Here is a 16,234-nt window from a genome sequence, read left to right as displayed (position 1 = left end):
TTGGGTGCGAAGGAACTTGAGGGCAATAGCGTCGAGGAAAACGTTATGCATGATGCAGCAGAACTGCTTCTTTCATCAACCAAGAAGGGTACGATCATGACGCTTGCCGAACGCCTGCTTCACAGGGGAAAACAGGAAGGCCGCCAGGAAGGACGCCAGGAAGGTCGCCAGGAAGGTCGATTGCTGCTTCTTCAGCGTCAACTGACCAAGCGTTTCGGACAGGATGTCCTGGATATTCGGGTCCAGGAACGTTTGCGCACGGCTTCTCCCGAACAGCTCGACCTCTGGGCCGAGCGTATCCTTGATGCCCGGGCCTTCGAGGATGTTTTCTGCGATTTTCCTGAAGATCCGTCCTGAGCGTAGTGGCTCAATCGCGTTGTCTCGCGGGCGCGTGTTCGGATTTTGCACGCTGATCATCCCTGGATCGTAAGCACCGCAGCGTGAATGCCTCCTCCGCATCCATCCACTGTTTTGGTTGGTTCTGCCCACTCCGCTGATTTTCTCCTGCCACCGCATGTTCATCGGAAAATTTTCCAGTTTCCGGAAAAATCAGACAAAAAGCTCATCTCATTCGGTTGCGAAGCATCCTCCAAAAGCCCAGCAGGTCTTTGTTGGCGGAGGGCTTGGGCATGGCGGCTGGCAGATGGCTTGTGGCACGGGGATTGATATGATCACCTTAAGGATACATGATAAAGGAGGACATTATGGAGCATTTCAAGACGAAGATGCTGCTGCCGAGCATCGCTCTGATCATTGCCTTTTTGTGCTGCGCCATTGGCGTTCAAGCACATAACGAAACGGTCGAGGAAGATATCATCATTGTGGCCAGAAATTACGTTTCGGTCGAGTTGTCGGAGACCGGCGTTGTCATGGGCAGCAAAAAGGGGCGTTTCGAGCCGGCTGAATTCAAGGGAGTCGAGGGCACGACCGTTCTGCTATTCATGTACAACAGAATTTCACGAGACAAATGCGTGCGATTGGTGTCGCGCCTTTATGAAATGGATCCGGCCGAGATAGAACCTCGGGTCGATCACGTTCTTGGCTTCCTGAAGGACAACAAGTTGCTCCTGACCAGCAAATACCCCAACCCGTCGCGGAATTTCGGGATGAACAAGTTCAAGATCGAAGAAAAGTGATTTCTGCCGAAGCATGTGAGGGAAAGATTGTGAATGGTGAATGGCAAGACCAGCAGACCATATCCATTCACTATTCACCAAACCACCAATTCAATTCCCACTAATGTTCAGGCTGTGCTTGCTCAAAAGGTCGTAGAGCCGGGCGCGGCTGAGACCGGATATTGTCAGGGCGCGCTGGAAGTTTCCCTGGCTGCTGCTCACGAGGCGTTTCAGGTAGATGGCCTCCACGTCCTGCATGGCCAGTTCGCGGACTGTACGTAGAGGCAGCAGCTGCGAGTCCGAAGCGTTTTCCGGGGGGAGGGGTAGCGTGATGTGCGGGCCTTCGATGTGCGCGAAACCGTTGCCGGGCTTGTGCTTCGCGGGCGAGCCGACCAGACCTTTGGGCGTCGGTGACGGATTCGAGCCCAAATCCCCGGAGGGCTTCGCGCACGAGCCGGGGCCTGCGGTCATTTCCACGTGCCGTCGCACTTGCGGGTTCATGGATTCAATTTCCGCCGGAGGCGCTGGCCGGGTCGCTATCCGGGCAATCGCGGCGGGCAGGAGTGGACAGCCAAGAGTTCCTCCCTTGGCCTTGCATGCGCCATCCTCGTCGGCCACCAGATACCCGTCGCTCTGTGGTCTGCCCGAACGTTTGAGCAGCACCTTGGCGCGGATATCCACAGGCAGGTGCTGGGGGTAGAGCCTGCATTCCCCGGTGCCGTTTTGCACTGTCGCGTGCAGGACATTGATCAGTTCACGCACGTTGCCGGGCCAGTTGTAGAGGGTCAGGGCGTGGTGCAGATCGTAGGAAAGTTCCTTTTCTTCAAAGCCTAATTCCGCGCAAATCTGGCGCACATGGTAGCTCGCGATGGGCAGGATGTCTTCCTTGCGTTCGCGCAGAGGGGGGAGCTGGATCACGCTGGTGCGCAGGCGATGGTAGAGATCCTTGCGAAACTCGCCCCGTTTGACCATGGCTTCGAGGTTGCGGTTCGTGGCGGCGACCAGCCTGAAGTTGCTTGCGACTTCCTTCTTGGAGCTCAGCGGCCTGAACCGGCGTTCCTGCAGAACCCGCAGCAGCGATTTTTGCACCTCGATATCCAGATCGCCTATCTCGTCGAGAAAAATTGTCCCCCCGTCGGCCTGCCGAAAGAGTCCATCCCGCGCCTCGGCCGCGCCTGTAAAGGAGCCGCGCTCATGACCAAAGAGCAGGCTCTCGGCCAGGGTCTTGGGGATGTTGGTGCAATCCACGACAATGAAATTGTTCTCCGCGCGTTTGCTGTTCTCATGGATGGCGTTGGCGAAGAGTTCCTTGCCCGTCCCGGTTTCGCCCAGGATAAGGATGTTGACGTTGCTGTGCGCGGCGGTGGCGATGTGTTCCAGACACTCTTCGAGGCAAGGGCTGGTCCCGAGGATGGCATCGCGCTTGATGTCACCGTGATTCTTGATCTCCATCCTGGCGCGGCGGTGGTGCAGGCAGCGGTTGATGGCCTGGCCCAGTTCCTCGTGAGTGAACGGCGAGCACACCACGTCCCATGCACCTGCGCGGATGGCTTCTTCGAGGGTGACGGGATTGCAGCCGTTGGTGATGATCAGGATATGCGGCCTGCACTCTGACTTGGCCAGGGCCGCCACAGCCTCGCCCGGTTTCTCGGTGATGTCGATGTCAAGAATGACGATGTCGAATGCGGTGGTTTTGAGAGTCAGTGTAGCTTGTTCACAAGAGGCAAGGGAAAAGCATTCATGCCCGTGACTCTCGACAGCCGGGCTGAGCAGGTGGCAAATATCGCTGCGTTCGTGAATGATGAGTACTGATGCCATAGCCTTATCGCCTTTGAAAAATCACAGCCATCCATATTGAAACAGTCTGAATTGTATGACATTGACGTAATACATTTTTGTTTTCTGAAAAATGAGCTCAAAAATGTATGACTTTAATGTAATACAGCGTTACTTTTGCGTTATATCTCTGAAGAAGGGCGACTACACGAAACAATAATGAATGTGAAGCATCTATCGGTACGGTCATCGGACTGTCGAAATTATTTTCATAACGCCCCGAGATGATGAAAGTCCGATTCAATCGGACACGAATGGTGCTTGACTCGTGGCGCATTGTGCCAGTCCTGTTTCGTTGGACAGTGGCTGGGAAGGCGTGAAAGGTCTTGAAACCTCCCGGTACGGGCGGGTGAGCGGGGAATGATCCGGTGATTTTGAAAATGGCACAATTCTTTCATATGATTGCGAAAAATTGCAAGGGAGTCCCCCGTGACAAAAAAACGCCCCCTTCTCTGGCTGGATACCGACCTCGAAAGCTACCTGCGCGAACAGGACTCTTCCGGTGGCAAGGCCGCGCCTGCTCCGGGCGGTCCCCTTCAGGCTACCCCCGATGACAGCATTCAGGACCGGCGCAGGGCCACCCGCCAGCTCCTCTCCGGCTTCGCCGTGGTGCACACGCTTGATCCGGACGGGCGCAGAGGGCGGTATCGTGTGGCACAGCTGCGCGACATCTCGACCACGGGCATCGGCTTGCGCCTGAATTCGACCGAGCCCGAGAGCTTTGCGGAAGGGCGTGAGTTCGAGGTGCTCTTTCAGTTTTCGGATCACGGTAAACCCCTGCACATGGCCTGCACCGCCTGTCGCAAGGCGCTGGACGAGGCCGGGGTGATAATCGGCGCGGTTTTCAGAAATCCATTGGGATCGCTGGCCGAAGTCAGCTACTGACGACTGTCTGACTGGGCCTGGCGCGTTTGAGCGCTATAATTTTCTGCATTTTAATGGAGCATTTATGAATTTGTTCATGCGGTTCGGGATTCTTTTTTTTCTGCTCTGCGTTCCCGCACATGCCGGTCAGGGCGCTGCTTTTCCCCTGGGCAGCGGCGATGTGCTCGAGATTTCCGTCTGGGGGGATGAGAGCCTGGCGCGCAAGGTTCTTGTACGGCCCGACGGCAAGATCTCCTTTCCCCTGGTCGGCGACATGCAGGCTGCCGGGGTCGGCGTCGACGAGCTGCGTGCCGGGCTGGAGACCAGGATCGGCGAGTACATCCACGGCGCGCCCGTGACCGTGATGCTCATCGAATCGCGCAGTCCCAAGGTCTCCGTGGTCGGCAAGGTGCAAAAGCCCGGCGTCTTTCCCATGGACGGACCCATGTACGTCCTGCAGGCCCTGGCCATGGCCGGCGGCATGACCCCCTACGCCTCCACCGGCTCGGTGCGCGTCATCCGCACGGATGCCCAGGGCGGGCAGCGCTATCTCCCCTTCGACTATGACAACATCGCGGGCGGCAAGAGCCTGGAGCAGAACGTGCTGCTCGAACCCGGCGACATCGTCATCGTTCCCTGACAGCTCTCATGACGCCTTTCATCATGCGCTTTTTCGTCCCTTTTTCGGCGGCGGTCCTGCTTCTGGGTCTGACCGCCGCAAGCGGCGTGTGCGAAACCATGGTCACGCCGTCCATCGGCGTGCGCGCGGCTTATGACGACAACACTCTTGGCAAGGGCGACTCCGATGCCGAGCTCATGCTTTCTCCGGCCTTCAAGGTCGAGGGAGGCGACGAGGTGACGCGCCTTGGGCTGCAGGGCCGCCTGGATGCCTTTCAGTACGCCGAGCACGACGAATACTCCCGGGAGAACGTCCAGTTCGGGGCGAATGTCTCCCATGCCGCAAGCGAACGGCTGGTGCTGCGCCTCGGCGCGCGTTGGGTCCGGGATCACACCGTGGAGAGCGAGTTCGACGAGTCGGGCATCACCACGGAAAAAGTGGCTCGCAATTCCTACACGGCCACCCCTGGCCTGACCCTGCGCCTGACCGAACGCGACGAGCTGTCTCTGGACGGCAGCGCCGGACTGGTCCGCTATGAGCGCACGGGCTTTACCGATTACCAGATGGGCGGCCTGACCACGACCTGGAGCCACGCCCTGGGCGACGGCCTGTGGCGCGTCATCGGCCAGGCCGGTGCGCAGGCCTACCGCTTCGATCTGGTCAACGGCGAGACCTCGCAGCTGGTCCTGTCCGCCCTGGTCGGTTTTGCCTGGAAAGCCTCGGAGACCCTGGAGTTTCAGGTCATGGGCGGAGCCAGTCAGACCGAGTCGGAGGTGGAATTCGACTCGGGGCTGAGCCTGGACGACAGTCAGCTGACCTTTTCGGGTTCGGTCTCGGCCACCTGGACCGACGAAGTCTGGAAACTCACCCTGAGCGCCGACAGGTCCGAATCACCCTCGACCTACGGCGAGCTCATCACCCGTGACCGCCTGCGCGCCACCTTCGGCCGCAATCTGTCCGAGCGCCTCTATCTTGGGGCACAGCTGGCCTGGTACATGTCCAAAACCTCTGGCCTGGTGCAGGACGAGAACACCCAGACCTACAGCCTGGGCCCGACCCTGCGCTACCGTCTGACCGAGGACTGCACCCTGGACGGCGGCTATCTGTATACCCATGAAGACGATATCGAAGCCAGCGAGATTACCGACCGCAATCGCGTATATCTTGGAGTGACGATGGATTGGCCTGGAGTTTGGTGAATAATTATTGGTGAATAGTGAATGGTGATTGGTGAATAGTGATTGGTTAGGATTGTGTGTGGGTTTATATTTCTGTTTTGAATTGCGAGTTGTTATTTCATTGCAATTGATACTCGAATTTCTTGTCCAATCACCATTCACCAATCACCAAAAACCATTCTCCCAAGGAGAATAAATGTCTCAGTTCAGTGAAGATACGGAACTTGGTTATCTTGTCGGCGTCGTCCGGCGTCGTATCTGGCAGATGGTTTTGCCTGCCGTGGCCCTTTTTGTCGTGGTTGCCGTGGTGGTGGCCCTGTTGCCCGCCAAGTATCAATCCTCGGCCACGATTCTCATCGAAGGGCAGGAGGTGCCGCAGGAACTGGTGCGTTCCACGGTGACCGGATTCGTGGAGGAGCGGCTTCAGACCATCACCCAGGTCGTTTTGAACCGCTCCAACCTGATGAGCATCATCGAGCGCGTCGGCCTGTATCAGGAAGAGCGCAAGACCATGACTTCCGAGGCGCTGGTGGCCATGATGCGCAAGAACATCACCATGGAGCCCATCCAGGCCGAGGTCATGAGCAACACGGGGCGGCCGTCCACGGCGACCATCGCCTTCTCCGTGGGTTTCGAAGGTACGAATCCGGCCAAGGTGCTGCAGACCACCAACACCCTGGTTTCTCTTTTTCTGGAAGAAAACCTCAAAAACCGTGAGGAGAAGGCGTCCACGGCCTATTCCTTTCTGGAAAAGCAGCTGGTGGCCCTGCGCGACGAGGTGGCCCAGTCCGAGGAGCTCATCGCTCGGTTCAAGGAGGAGCACCTGGGCTCCCTGCCGGAGCTGACCCAGCTCAATCTGCAGACCCTGGACCGCATCGAGCGCGACGTGCAGGCCCATCAGGAGAACATTCGCGGCATCCTTGAACGCCGGGCCTTTTTGGAAGGGCAGCTGGCCACGATTACGCCGCAGCGCACCCTGGTCACGGCCGACGGCGGGCGCGTGCTGCCTCCGGTGGAGGAGTTGCGGGCGCTCAAGACCAGATACGTGTCGCTGACGGCCACGCATTCGGACAAGCATCCGGAGGTCATCAAGCTGCGCGAGCAGATCGCGGCCCTGGAGGGTTCGGGAGTCAGCGTCGATCTGGCCGAGGAGTTGGCGGCGGAGCGTGCCAAGCTATCCGATCTTGGCGCCAAATACGGGGAGAATCATCCCGACGTGCTCGCGGCGAAGCGTCGTGTGGAGGCCCTTGAAGCCAGCGGCGCGGGGTCCAGCCGGATGGTCGCCAGTTCCGTGGCCGAAAGCGCCGACAACCCGGCCTGGATGGCGCTCAAGAGCCAGTTGCAGGCCACGGCCATGGATCTGCAGAGCCAGCAGGCCATGCTTTCCGACCTGCGCCGTCGCCAGGACGAGCTGACCCGGCGGCTGGAGAATGCGCCGCGGGTGGAACAGCAGTACCGCAAGCTCGAACGCGATCATCAGAACGCGCAGTTCAAGTTCCAGGAAACCTCGCAGAAGCTCATGGCCGCGCGCGATTCCAAGGAGCTCGAGCAGGAGCGGGCCGGCGAGAAGCTGACCCTCATCGAGCCGCCCATGCTGCCGGAGGTGCCCGCCAAGCCCAAGCGCATGCTGCTCATGCTGGTCGGGTTCGTCATGTCCGTGGGCTTCGGGGCCGGCTGCGGAGCCCTGGCCGAGGCCATGGACGGCTCGGTGCGCGGCATGCGCTCCCTGCGCCTCCTGACCGACGCCCCGCTCCTGGGAGCCATCCCCTACATCGCCACGGGCGCGGAAGTGGTCAGGCGCAAACGCAAGATAGCCTTGGTCATGTCGGGCCTGGCGGGCGCGTTCGCGGTGCTGGTGCTGCTCTTCCACGTGTACGTGCGGCCTTTGGACATTATTTTTTATCAGATTTTGGACAGGTTTTAGGGTAAAGGCAGGGATAGAGGCAACGACAAAGGCAGCGACAAAGGCTGCGATAGAGGCAACGACAAAGGCAGGGATAGAGGCAACGACAAAGGCAGCGATAGAGGCCGCGACAAGATATTGATAAGACGGGGATAAGACAGGGGTAAGGCGCCGACAAGGTAGAGATAAGGCAAGGATGGACGTCTGGGACAGGATCGACGCAAAGGCAGGGGTGATACGAGTAAATTTCTTGCCCTGCTTCTCCCGTTGCCTCCGTCGTACCCTCTCAAATATTCAGGAGTAACATGAGTAAGATCATCAAGGCCCTTGAAAAGGCCGAGGAAGCGGAGCGGCTGGCGGCGGGGAATTCGGGTGGGATCATTGTGCCCGATTCGGTCCCGGCCAGGACCGTGACGCACGTGGCGCCTGTCGCACAGGTCGCACCTGCCGCGCCTGTCGCACAGGCCGCACAGATCGAACAGGCCGCGCCTGTCGTGCCTGCCGCGCAGGCCACGCAGGCCGGGGGTGTTGGGCGGCGGGATAGCGTGGAGGTGCGTTACGAGCAGACCAAGGTCGAGCAGGCCTGCTTCCACAAGATGGAGGAGCGCAGGCTTCTTGGAGAGGGCGCGCCGCGCGAGCTGCGGGACGCCTTCAATGTGGTGCGTACGCAAATCCTGCGTCAGACGCGGTCCAGGGGCCTGAACACGATCATGGTCACTAGCGCGGGGCGCGGCGAGGGCAAGACCACCGTGGCCACCAATCTGGCCATCACCATCGCCCGCGACGCGAGCCAGACGGCGCTGCTGGTGGACGCCAACCTGCGCTGGCCCGGCATCTCGTGCGGGCTGGGCATGGACTCGCGGCCCGGACTGTCCGACCATTTCCTGCGCGGCCTGCCTGTTGAGGACCTGTTCGTGAACCCGGGCATCGACAAGCTCGTGGTCCTGCCCGCGGGCGGGTCCCAGGAGGACTCCGTGGATATCATCAGTTCGCCCGGCATGCAGGATCTCGTGGCGGAGATGAAGAGCCGCTACCCGGACCGCTACGTCATCTTCGACTGCCCGCATCTGCTGGGCATCCCCGATGCACTGGTCTTCGCGGAATATGTGGACGGCATAGTGCTCGTGGCCGACGAAGGCCGGACCGCGCAAGGCGATCTCAAGACCGCGCTGGGCATGCTGGAAGGACGGAATCTGCTGGGTGTTGTCATGAACAAAACGCTGTAGCGTTTTTGTGGTGAATGATGAATTAAAAAACAAGAAAAGCATGTACGAAAATTTCTACAATCTACGCGAGCGGCCTTTCACCATCGTGCCCAATCCGGCCTATCTGTACATGAGCGAAAAGCACAAGCTGGCTTTCGGGCATTTGAAGTACGGTCTGGGTGAGGGTACCGGGTTTGTGGTGCTGACCGGGGGGATCGGTACGGGCAAGACAACGCTCATCCGTTATCTTTTGGGACGCATCGAAAAGGCCGTGGACGTGGCGCTGGTCTTCAACACCAATGTCACGGGCGACGAATTGCTTCGGCTCATCATCCGCGAGTTCGAGGCCGGCGATCCCGGCGACGACAAGGCCGCGAACCTGGCCATGCTCAACGAGTTTCTCATCGAGCGCTTCAGTCAGGGGCGGCACGCCATCGTCATCGTGGACGAGGCGCAGAACCTGTCCCGCGACGCCCTGGAGGAGGTCCGGTTGCTCTCGAATCTGCAGGGCAACAGTCGTCCGCTCTTGCAGGTGGTGCTGGTGGGCCAGCCGGAGCTGCGCCGCAAGCTGGCCGATCCGACCCTGACCCAGTTGGCCCAGCGCATCACCTCCACGTTTCACCTGCCGTCCCTGGAACTCGACGAGGCCAGGGCCTACATCTGCTTCCGCCTGGCCCAGGCCGGTGGCAACCCGCTGCTGTTCACGCCCGAGGCCATGGAGGCCATCCACACCGTGTCGGCCGGAGTGCCGCGTCTGATCAACATCATCTGCGACGCCGCCCTGGTGCACGGTTTTGCCGACGAGCTGACCATCATCGGCCCCGAGGTGGTGGAGGACGTGGCCCGGGACATGGCGCCCATGCTGCATTCAAACGGTGTCCAGGCCTTGGCGGACACGCAGCCCTCGGCCGGGATGACGGTCACGCCGGATCTGGAAGAGCGCCTGGCCGCCATGGAGCGCCGCCTGACGGTCATGGAGGAGCGCTTCGCGGCCTGGGGCACGGACGTGCAGCTCATGGCCCTGGAGCTTGCGGATCTGCGCAAGCCAGCCGGGAACACGCCTGCAAAAGCCGGTGAAACGAACCCAGGGCAATCCGTGCCGTCGGCCCCCGCGCAGCCCGAGGCTCTCACTCCTCAGGCTCCACCCGCCCAAACCCCGCCCATGCCCACGGAAAAGAAACCGGAAAAATCCGGCGGCTTTCTGCAATGGCTGTGGCGACGGGGGTAAAGGCGGCCTGCATAAAGTTGTCATCCCCTTGAAGAAGGGGAGCCATGCCTTTTTAACTATCCGAAAAGAACTGATTTCGCGCTATCGCCCGACATTCGCGCTATCGCCCGACATTCGCGCTATCGCCCGACTTGGTCCGGCTGGCCGTGCTGGCACGCGTTCGCGGGAATGACACCCAGGTTCTTTTGCGACTTTTTATAGTGTCGTCACAAAGCCGCTTTCGTTGACTTTAAGACCGCAATGTATAGAAAAACAAATTGTGTCTTGAAACTTTCACGCAAGTCCGAGTTCCAAAAGATGAGATAAGACAGCCGGGATGTGCCGTGAGTAATAATTTACTTTCACCGGAAGAATTGGTTTTTTTCTCATTTCCTTCCTTGAATGCTTCAGGAAAAACGGAATATTTCCGTTTGCGTCGTGTCTCTCCCGATCTGGACAACTTTCTCTTTCTTCTGCCTGTCGATTCTTGCATTGTGATCTGCACTTCCGAGCAGAGCGTCCGGAATTTTCTCGATGCGCTCAAAACCCAGGCAGGCCTTGCAGGCCATCGGCTTGCGCTTGATGGTGGCGAGGACGATCAGCCTTGCCGGACTCCGGCGCCTGGCCCCCTGCGTGGCGATGCTCGTTTCGATGCACCGGGGAATGTGGATTCACCGGCGACCAATCTTGTCAGTGATGAAGCGGGGAGTGGCGCGTTCAAGATTTGTCGTGTCCAAGCCCAGCGCGCCCCGGAACCGTCCGCGGAAGATTCGCAGGGCTCGGTTCCGGGTCGGTCCGGGGAGCAAAAGCCGTCCGTGGTGTCGTTCACGCTCGTTCGGCCCCCCTTGCAACCCGAGGCGTTGGGCGCGCTCATGATCTCTCCCGCCGTGATCATCGATTCGGAGGTCTATCTCAGGCCAGATCTGTCTTCCGCGTCAGACAGGCCCGCCGAGGCAACGCCTTCGGTCGATTCGGTTCTCGACGGGTTTGTGGAGTATCACCGCCTGGCGCAGAAAAATGTTTTCATGGAAGAAATTCTCGGTCATCTGGAAACTCCGGTATTGGCCGGATACGCTGACGGCCGGGTTCTGGGGGGAAACGAGGCTTTTCTCAATCTCAGCGGTTATTCCCGGTTTGAACTTGCGACACGCAACTGGACTCTCGATCTGGCGAGCCTGGATTTTCAAGCCTTGCAGGAAAATGTCCTGGCCTCCCTTCTTGAAACCGGCCGCACACAGGAACTTGATACGGAGCTGCAAACGTCCGGTGGAAAGTTCGTGCCCTGCCATGTCCGCGTCTATCTGCACAAGGATGAAAAGGACTATCCGCTTTTTTTCTCCGCGCATTATCATCCGGCCACGGATTCGCCGGGCTCGGATAGTCCGAAAGCAGGTTCCGACCACACGTTTTCCGACAGCCTGCAATACGCCCTGAAGCGGTCCATCCGCCACCCGGACTACGCTTTCGCCGTGCTGGTCATGGGCATCGACAATGCGGAGCAGGTTCTCCTCCAGATCGAGGATCAGAGAGCATTTTTTGAAATGCTTGCAAAGCGGACCGTAAAATGTCTGCGCACCCTCGATATTCCGGCATATCTGGATTCCGAGCAGTTCTTCATGTTGCTGGACAATGTCCCCGACGTCATCGGAGCCGTCCGCGTCGCCCAGCGCATCCAGGAGGAAACCGCCAGGGCCTTCAAGCTCGGTCAGAGCGAGTTGCGGGTGACGTGCAGCTTCGGCGTGGTCATGGCGCCCAGGGATTATACGGACGAAAAGGACATGCTCAAGGATGCCAGGGTCGCGCTCGGTAGGGCGCTGCAGCGGGGCGAGCGGCAGATTGTGATCTTCGATGACCGGCAGAACAACGAGGCCGTGCAGTTCTTGCGGATCGAAAGCGGGCTGCGCAACGCGCTCCTGGAGAACGAAGTGTGCATGCATTATCAGCCGATAGTGCACCTGCAGACCGGAACGATCTGCGGAGTCGAGGCGTACATGCGCTGGAACCACAAGCGCAAGGGACTGTTGCGGGCTGAATGGTTTCTGCCGTTTGCGGAGCATAGCGACGTGGTGTTCGAACTTGAGGCGTGGGCGGTCCGGAAATCCTGCTCGGCCTTGAAGCGTTTTCAGCAGGTCATGGGGGAAAGTTTTTTTCTGGGCCTCAACGTTTCTCTCAGAAACGCCCTGCGTCTTGGCTTCATCGAGGAGTTGACGGAAGTCGTCCTTGAACATGGATTAAGACCCGAGGCCATTGTTCTGGAGGTGCGCGAGGAGTGGCTGAAATATTTCGGGGAGCGGTTTTCAAGTGTTTTCGCGGAAGTGGACAAGGCCGGGGTGGGCATCGTTGTGGATCATTTCGACGCGACCCACATCTCCCTTGCGGACCTGCACCACTTCCCGCTGCGCGGGCTCAAACTGAACGTTTCGCTGCAGAACGATCCGGGAGTACTGACAAGCCTTTCCGCCATCGCCAAAAGCACAGGCCTCACCCTCATCGCCCCCGGCGTCGAGGACGCAACGCGCCTGTGCTCACTGCAGGAACACGGCTGCACCTACGCCCAAGGCAACGCCCTGGCACCGACCATGGATGAAGAGGCTCTTATCGGATATCTGTCGAAGGAGCGGGAATAGGGGGCCGCGATGGAACCAGCGATGGAACCAGCGACGGAACCAGCGACGGAGGCATCGACAGACACCTCTATCTGGATTGCCTTTCCCGTTGCCTTTATCGCTGCCTCCGTCGTTCTCCGGTCGTTGCTTTAGTCGTTGCCTCAGTCGCTGCCTTTCCCAATCACCAATCACTACTCACTAATCCGCCACCGCATTAACGCCGCCTGGCAAAGGTTTCCAGCAACACGGTTGCACCTACGCCCAAGGCAACGCCTTGGCGCCTACCATGGATGAAGAGGCTTGCGTGCGGTCATGTCGTTTCCTTGTGAGGGCGATTATCGACAACCGACTCCTGTCCTCACACCTGGAAATAGTATTGCAATCCTAATAAAACAAAAATATGGTCGGACTCCAATCCTATTTTTCGGAGTTCGCCATGCTCGACGACCTTTTCGGCCTCAGCCAGACATTGATCCGCGTCCGCAATCGCCCCTACAGACGTCCTTTCTTTGAGGATGCTCTTTCCGGCGGCCGATTTCACATTATCGTCGGTCCGCGTGGGGTCGGGAAGACCACAGTCATGATCCAGAACCTGTTGGCTGGCTGTGGAGGCGACATCTTCACGCGCACGGGTTTGTATGTTCAGGCGGACCATTTTCTGGTCGCACGTTCATCCCTGTATGAAATCGCCGATGAATTTCACAAGTATGGCGGGGAGCTTCTCTGCCTTGATGAAATTCACAAATATCCATCCTGGTCCATGGAACTCAAAAGCATGGCCGACACCTTTCCTGGTCTGAGAATCATCGCCTCGGGCAGTTCGGCATTGGAGATCGCGCGCGGCAGCCATGACTTGAGCCGCAGGGCGCTGGTCCTGCGGATGCGGGGACTTTCGTTTAGGGAGTATCTCGGCATGGTCCATGGGCTGGAGTTCGAGCGGCTGGCGCTCACGGATCTGGTCGCCGGGCATGCACGGTCGGCGGAGCTGATTGTCCGAGAACTGGAGCAGGGCGGGAACAAGGTGCTGCCCCTTTTCAACGACTACCTGATGCGCGGATATTATCCGTATTTTTTGGAATACCCCGATACGGCGCAGTTTCAACTCACGCTGACCCAGCAGGTCCAGGCTGCGCTGGAAGTGGACCTGCCCGCCATTCATCCCGCGCTCGGCGGGGCGAGCATCCGCAAGATGCGTAAACTCCTTGCTGTCGTTGCGGGGTTGGTGCCGTTTACCCCGGACATGAAGGCGCTCAAGGGCATGCTTGAGATCGGCGATGAGCGGACCCTGAAAAACTATCTCGGATTTCTGGAGGAGGCGGGCATTCTGCTGACCGTGCCCAAGAGCGACAAGGGCTTGCGTGCCATGGAGAAGCCCGAGAAGATCTACCTGAACAACCCCAACCTCTACCATGCCCTTGCCGGCAATTCGGTAGCGGACAGGGGCGCGGTCCGCGAAACGTTCTTCCTGAACATGCTGCAGGCCGACCACACGGTCAGGGTCGCGCCCAAGGGTGATTTTCTGGTTGACGGAAGCCTGACCTTTGAAATCGGCGGGAAAGGCAAGGATGGCGGGCAGATAAAAGGCATTGAAAACGCATGGTTGGCTCTCGATAATATCGAGATAGGAGTGGGGCGGAGGATTCCGCTGTGGCTGTTCGGGTTTATTTGAAAGGTGAATATGGTGAATGGTGAATGGACAGGTCAATTTTTTTTCAATTATCGCGCAGCGACGGAGGCATCGATAGAACCAACGACGGAGGCAGCGATAGACGCCCTCATCTGGATTGACTTTCCCGTTCTCCGGTCGTTGTCTCTGTCGTTGCCTTTGTCGTCCTCCGGTCGTTGCCTCCCCCCCCCTCCCCCTCCCAGTCCAACCAAATCAGACAACCCCCTCCTTGCTCAACTCCTCTGAAAAACCAGCCAAAATCCCGCCCGGCGTGGCTTTCCCGCTGGTTTCGAGAAAAGTCTTGCTGGCACGGGACTTGTGTTATTTGCGCGTCTTAGCGTGAGAATCTGGGAAAGGTGCGTGACCGCTTTCAGAGCAGGGCGTTGGCAGTAGTCAGATCCTGATCCTGTCGCCTTTTTTTGGTCAATTGTTCTTTGTTCCAGAGGCTCCTGCAGTAAAAGATGGGTAACAGGTCGAATTGGCATGGAATTTTTGCGCTGGTAGCGGTCCATCCAGGTTGTGCACATGAGGTCTGCCGTTCTTGAGCGCGATAATTAGACAGCATACGCGCACACCTTGGATGATGCCCGGTCCTGATCGGTGAATCGCCGGTCTGGGCCATGGATGCTACCAGTAACGCCGGACTGGTCTTTATGGGTTACCCGCAAAGGTTTTTTGAACCTGGTTATGTGTGGCATTTGACTGCGCGCTGCCACAACCGGGACTTTCTTCTGAGCCAGGTATTGTATCGCAAACTGCTGACGGACGCGCTGTTTGAAAATCAGGCCCGCTACCGGGTGCCGGTGCTGAACTTTACCGTGACGTCCAACCACGTTCACCTGCTGGTGGTCAGTCCTTCAGACAAGAACGCGATTCCTGAGATGATGCGCGATCTGGGTTCCAAGGTGGCCGCCGCCTACAACAAGAAGAGCGGCCGCAAGGGAAGCTTCTGGGAGCGGCGCTATCATGCCACGGCTGTGGAGAGCGGAGAGCATCTGGTTCGGTGTTCGCTGTATATCGATACCAACATGCTGCGGGCGGGAGTGGTCAGGCATCCTTCCGAATGGAAGCATGGCGGGTATCACGAGATCGTGAAGCCCAAGCAGCGTTACAAGACCGTGAACCTGTCCGAGCTGTCCAGGCTGGCGGGTATGCCGGATGATCCGTCATTTGCGGAACATTACGCGGGATGGGTGGAGAACGTGGTCAAGCGCGGGCATCTGTGCCGGGATGATGTGTGGACAGCGGAGCTGGCAGTGGGGAGCGTAAAGTTTGTGGACCATGTGCGCAGGCAGAGCGGATATGCGTCCATTGTGAAGGACGAAAGCAACATGCTCGGCGAGCAACCGGCCCCGTACGGTGCGCAGGCGGATGGCGGGAACATGCTGGAGTGGGGATTTTGAAGGTCCGCGACGTGAGTTTTAAGTAATAATATTTGATAGATAGGTATAATAATAGGCCAATTTTCGGATGCTGACCTCATTCTAAGGTCGAAAAAAGGCCCTTTTTCGAGAAAAAAGATAAAAAAATAAGGCACTTCTTAGTCTCAGAGACCCAGGCAGAGCAGAGACCCAGGCAGAGAGACCCAGGCAGAGCAGAGCAGGCATACAGGCACGAGACCCAGGCACCGCCGTCGTTCTCCGGTCGTTGCCTTTGTCGCTGCCTCCGTCGCTGCCTTTCCCATTCACAAATCACCACTCCCTAATCCGCCACCGCATTAACGCCGCCAACACCTTGCACTCCGGGCAAAGGTTTCACCTCCTCCCAGCCGGTGCGCTCGTGTTCCGCTTCCCATAAATCCCGAGTTTTCTGCATGTTCATCCACAGATCGGGAGAAGTCCCGAAAGCACGGGAAAGGCGCATGGCCATATCCGAGGTTATTCCCACCTTTTCGTTGATAAGGTTGGAAAGGTGCTTCCGGGATATACCCAAGTGTCCGGCCAGGGCCGTGACTGTCAAGTTCAAGGGCCTCAGGTAGTGGTGCTCTATGATGCGGCCTGGGTGCGTCGGTTTGCGGGTTCTGGTCTGCATGCGG

At 58.6% G+C, this 16,234-nt stretch carries 13 protein-coding genes; 11 read left to right on the top strand and 2 right to left on the bottom strand.

Features of this window, described 5'->3' with window-relative positions; translation table 11 throughout:
- Nucleotides 1-45 precede the first annotated feature (45 nt).
- Entirely contained in the window at nt 46-357 is a 312-nt protein-coding gene (locus BMZ24_RS10350) for a DUF4351 domain-containing protein (RefSeq protein WP_208599834.1), read from the top strand.
- Nucleotides 358-704: 347 nt separating this feature from the next.
- Nucleotides 705-1,136, top strand: coding sequence for a hypothetical protein (locus BMZ24_RS10345; RefSeq protein WP_092191977.1), 432 nt, complete (start codon nt 705-707; stop codon nt 1,134-1,136).
- A gap of 90 nt (nt 1,137-1,226) precedes the next feature.
- On the opposite strand, the gene BMZ24_RS10340 is transcribed toward BMZ24_RS10345, so the two are convergent.
- Nucleotides 1,227-2,933, bottom strand: a complete 1,707-nt coding sequence (locus BMZ24_RS10340; RefSeq protein ID WP_092191975.1) for a sigma-54-dependent transcriptional regulator — start codon at nt 2,931-2,933, stop codon at nt 1,227-1,229.
- Between the two features lie 447 nt (nt 2,934-3,380).
- Between BMZ24_RS10340 and BMZ24_RS10335 the strand changes: the two genes are divergently transcribed.
- The 9 genes from BMZ24_RS10335 (at nt 3,381) to BMZ24_RS10295 (ending at nt 15,602) form a co-directional block, all read left to right on the top strand.
- Nucleotides 3,381-3,836: a PilZ domain-containing protein gene (locus tag BMZ24_RS10335; RefSeq protein ID WP_161949117.1), complete on the top strand. Its 456-nt coding sequence runs from the start codon at nt 3,381-3,383 to the stop codon at nt 3,834-3,836.
- 64 nt (nt 3,837-3,900) lie between these two features.
- Complete coding sequence (locus BMZ24_RS10330) at nt 3,901-4,455, top strand: polysaccharide biosynthesis/export family protein (protein ID WP_092191971.1); 555 nt, start codon at nt 3,901-3,903, stop codon at nt 4,453-4,455.
- An 8-nt stretch (nt 4,456-4,463) separates the two neighbouring features.
- Nucleotides 4,464-5,633, top strand: coding sequence for an outer membrane beta-barrel protein (locus BMZ24_RS10325; protein ID WP_092191969.1), 1,170 nt, complete (start codon nt 4,464-4,466; stop codon nt 5,631-5,633).
- Between the two features lie 175 nt (nt 5,634-5,808).
- Nucleotides 5,809-7,536 carry a hypothetical protein gene (locus BMZ24_RS10320; protein ID WP_092191967.1) on the top strand — a complete coding sequence of 576 codons (1,728 nt, stop codon included), beginning with the start codon at nt 5,809-5,811 and terminating at the stop codon, nt 7,534-7,536.
- A gap of 284 nt (nt 7,537-7,820) precedes the next feature.
- The gene (locus BMZ24_RS10315; RefSeq protein ID WP_092191965.1) at nt 7,821-8,741 is read left to right on the top strand and encodes a P-loop NTPase family protein; all 921 of its coding nucleotides are present in this window, start codon (nt 7,821-7,823) and stop codon (nt 8,739-8,741) included.
- Between the two features lie 40 nt (nt 8,742-8,781).
- Nucleotides 8,782-9,948 carry an ExeA family protein gene (locus tag BMZ24_RS10310; RefSeq protein ID WP_092191963.1) on the top strand — a complete coding sequence of 389 codons (1,167 nt, stop codon included), beginning with the start codon at nt 8,782-8,784 and terminating at the stop codon, nt 9,946-9,948.
- Nucleotides 9,949-10,358: 410 nt separating this feature from the next.
- Nucleotides 10,359-12,554, top strand: coding sequence for a sensor domain-containing phosphodiesterase (locus BMZ24_RS10305; RefSeq protein ID WP_143077879.1), 2,196 nt, complete (start codon nt 10,359-10,361; stop codon nt 12,552-12,554).
- Between the two features lie 415 nt (nt 12,555-12,969).
- A complete protein-coding gene (locus tag BMZ24_RS10300) occupies nt 12,970-14,202 on the top strand; it encodes an ATP-binding protein (RefSeq protein WP_161949116.1) in 1,233 nt (410 codons plus the stop codon).
- A gap of 617 nt (nt 14,203-14,819) precedes the next feature.
- Nucleotides 14,820-15,602 (top strand): REP-associated tyrosine transposase, encoded by a 783-nt coding sequence (locus BMZ24_RS10295; protein WP_092191957.1) that lies wholly within the window; start codon nt 14,820-14,822, stop codon nt 15,600-15,602.
- A gap of 298 nt (nt 15,603-15,900) precedes the next feature.
- Here BMZ24_RS10295 and BMZ24_RS10290 read toward each other — a convergent pair whose 3' ends face one another.
- A complete protein-coding gene (locus BMZ24_RS10290) occupies nt 15,901-16,230 on the bottom strand; it encodes a HigA family addiction module antitoxin (RefSeq protein ID WP_092191955.1) in 330 nt (109 codons plus the stop codon).
- Between the last annotated feature and the right edge of the window lie 4 nt (nt 16,231-16,234).

It is taken from the genome of Desulfomicrobium norvegicum (genome assembly GCF_900114595.1).
Classification (GTDB): Bacteria; Desulfobacterota; Desulfovibrionia; order Desulfovibrionales; family Desulfomicrobiaceae; genus Desulfomicrobium; species Desulfomicrobium macestii.
Note: the sequence above shows the minus strand (reverse complement) of the source record. Positions and strands in the feature narration are given on the sequence as shown.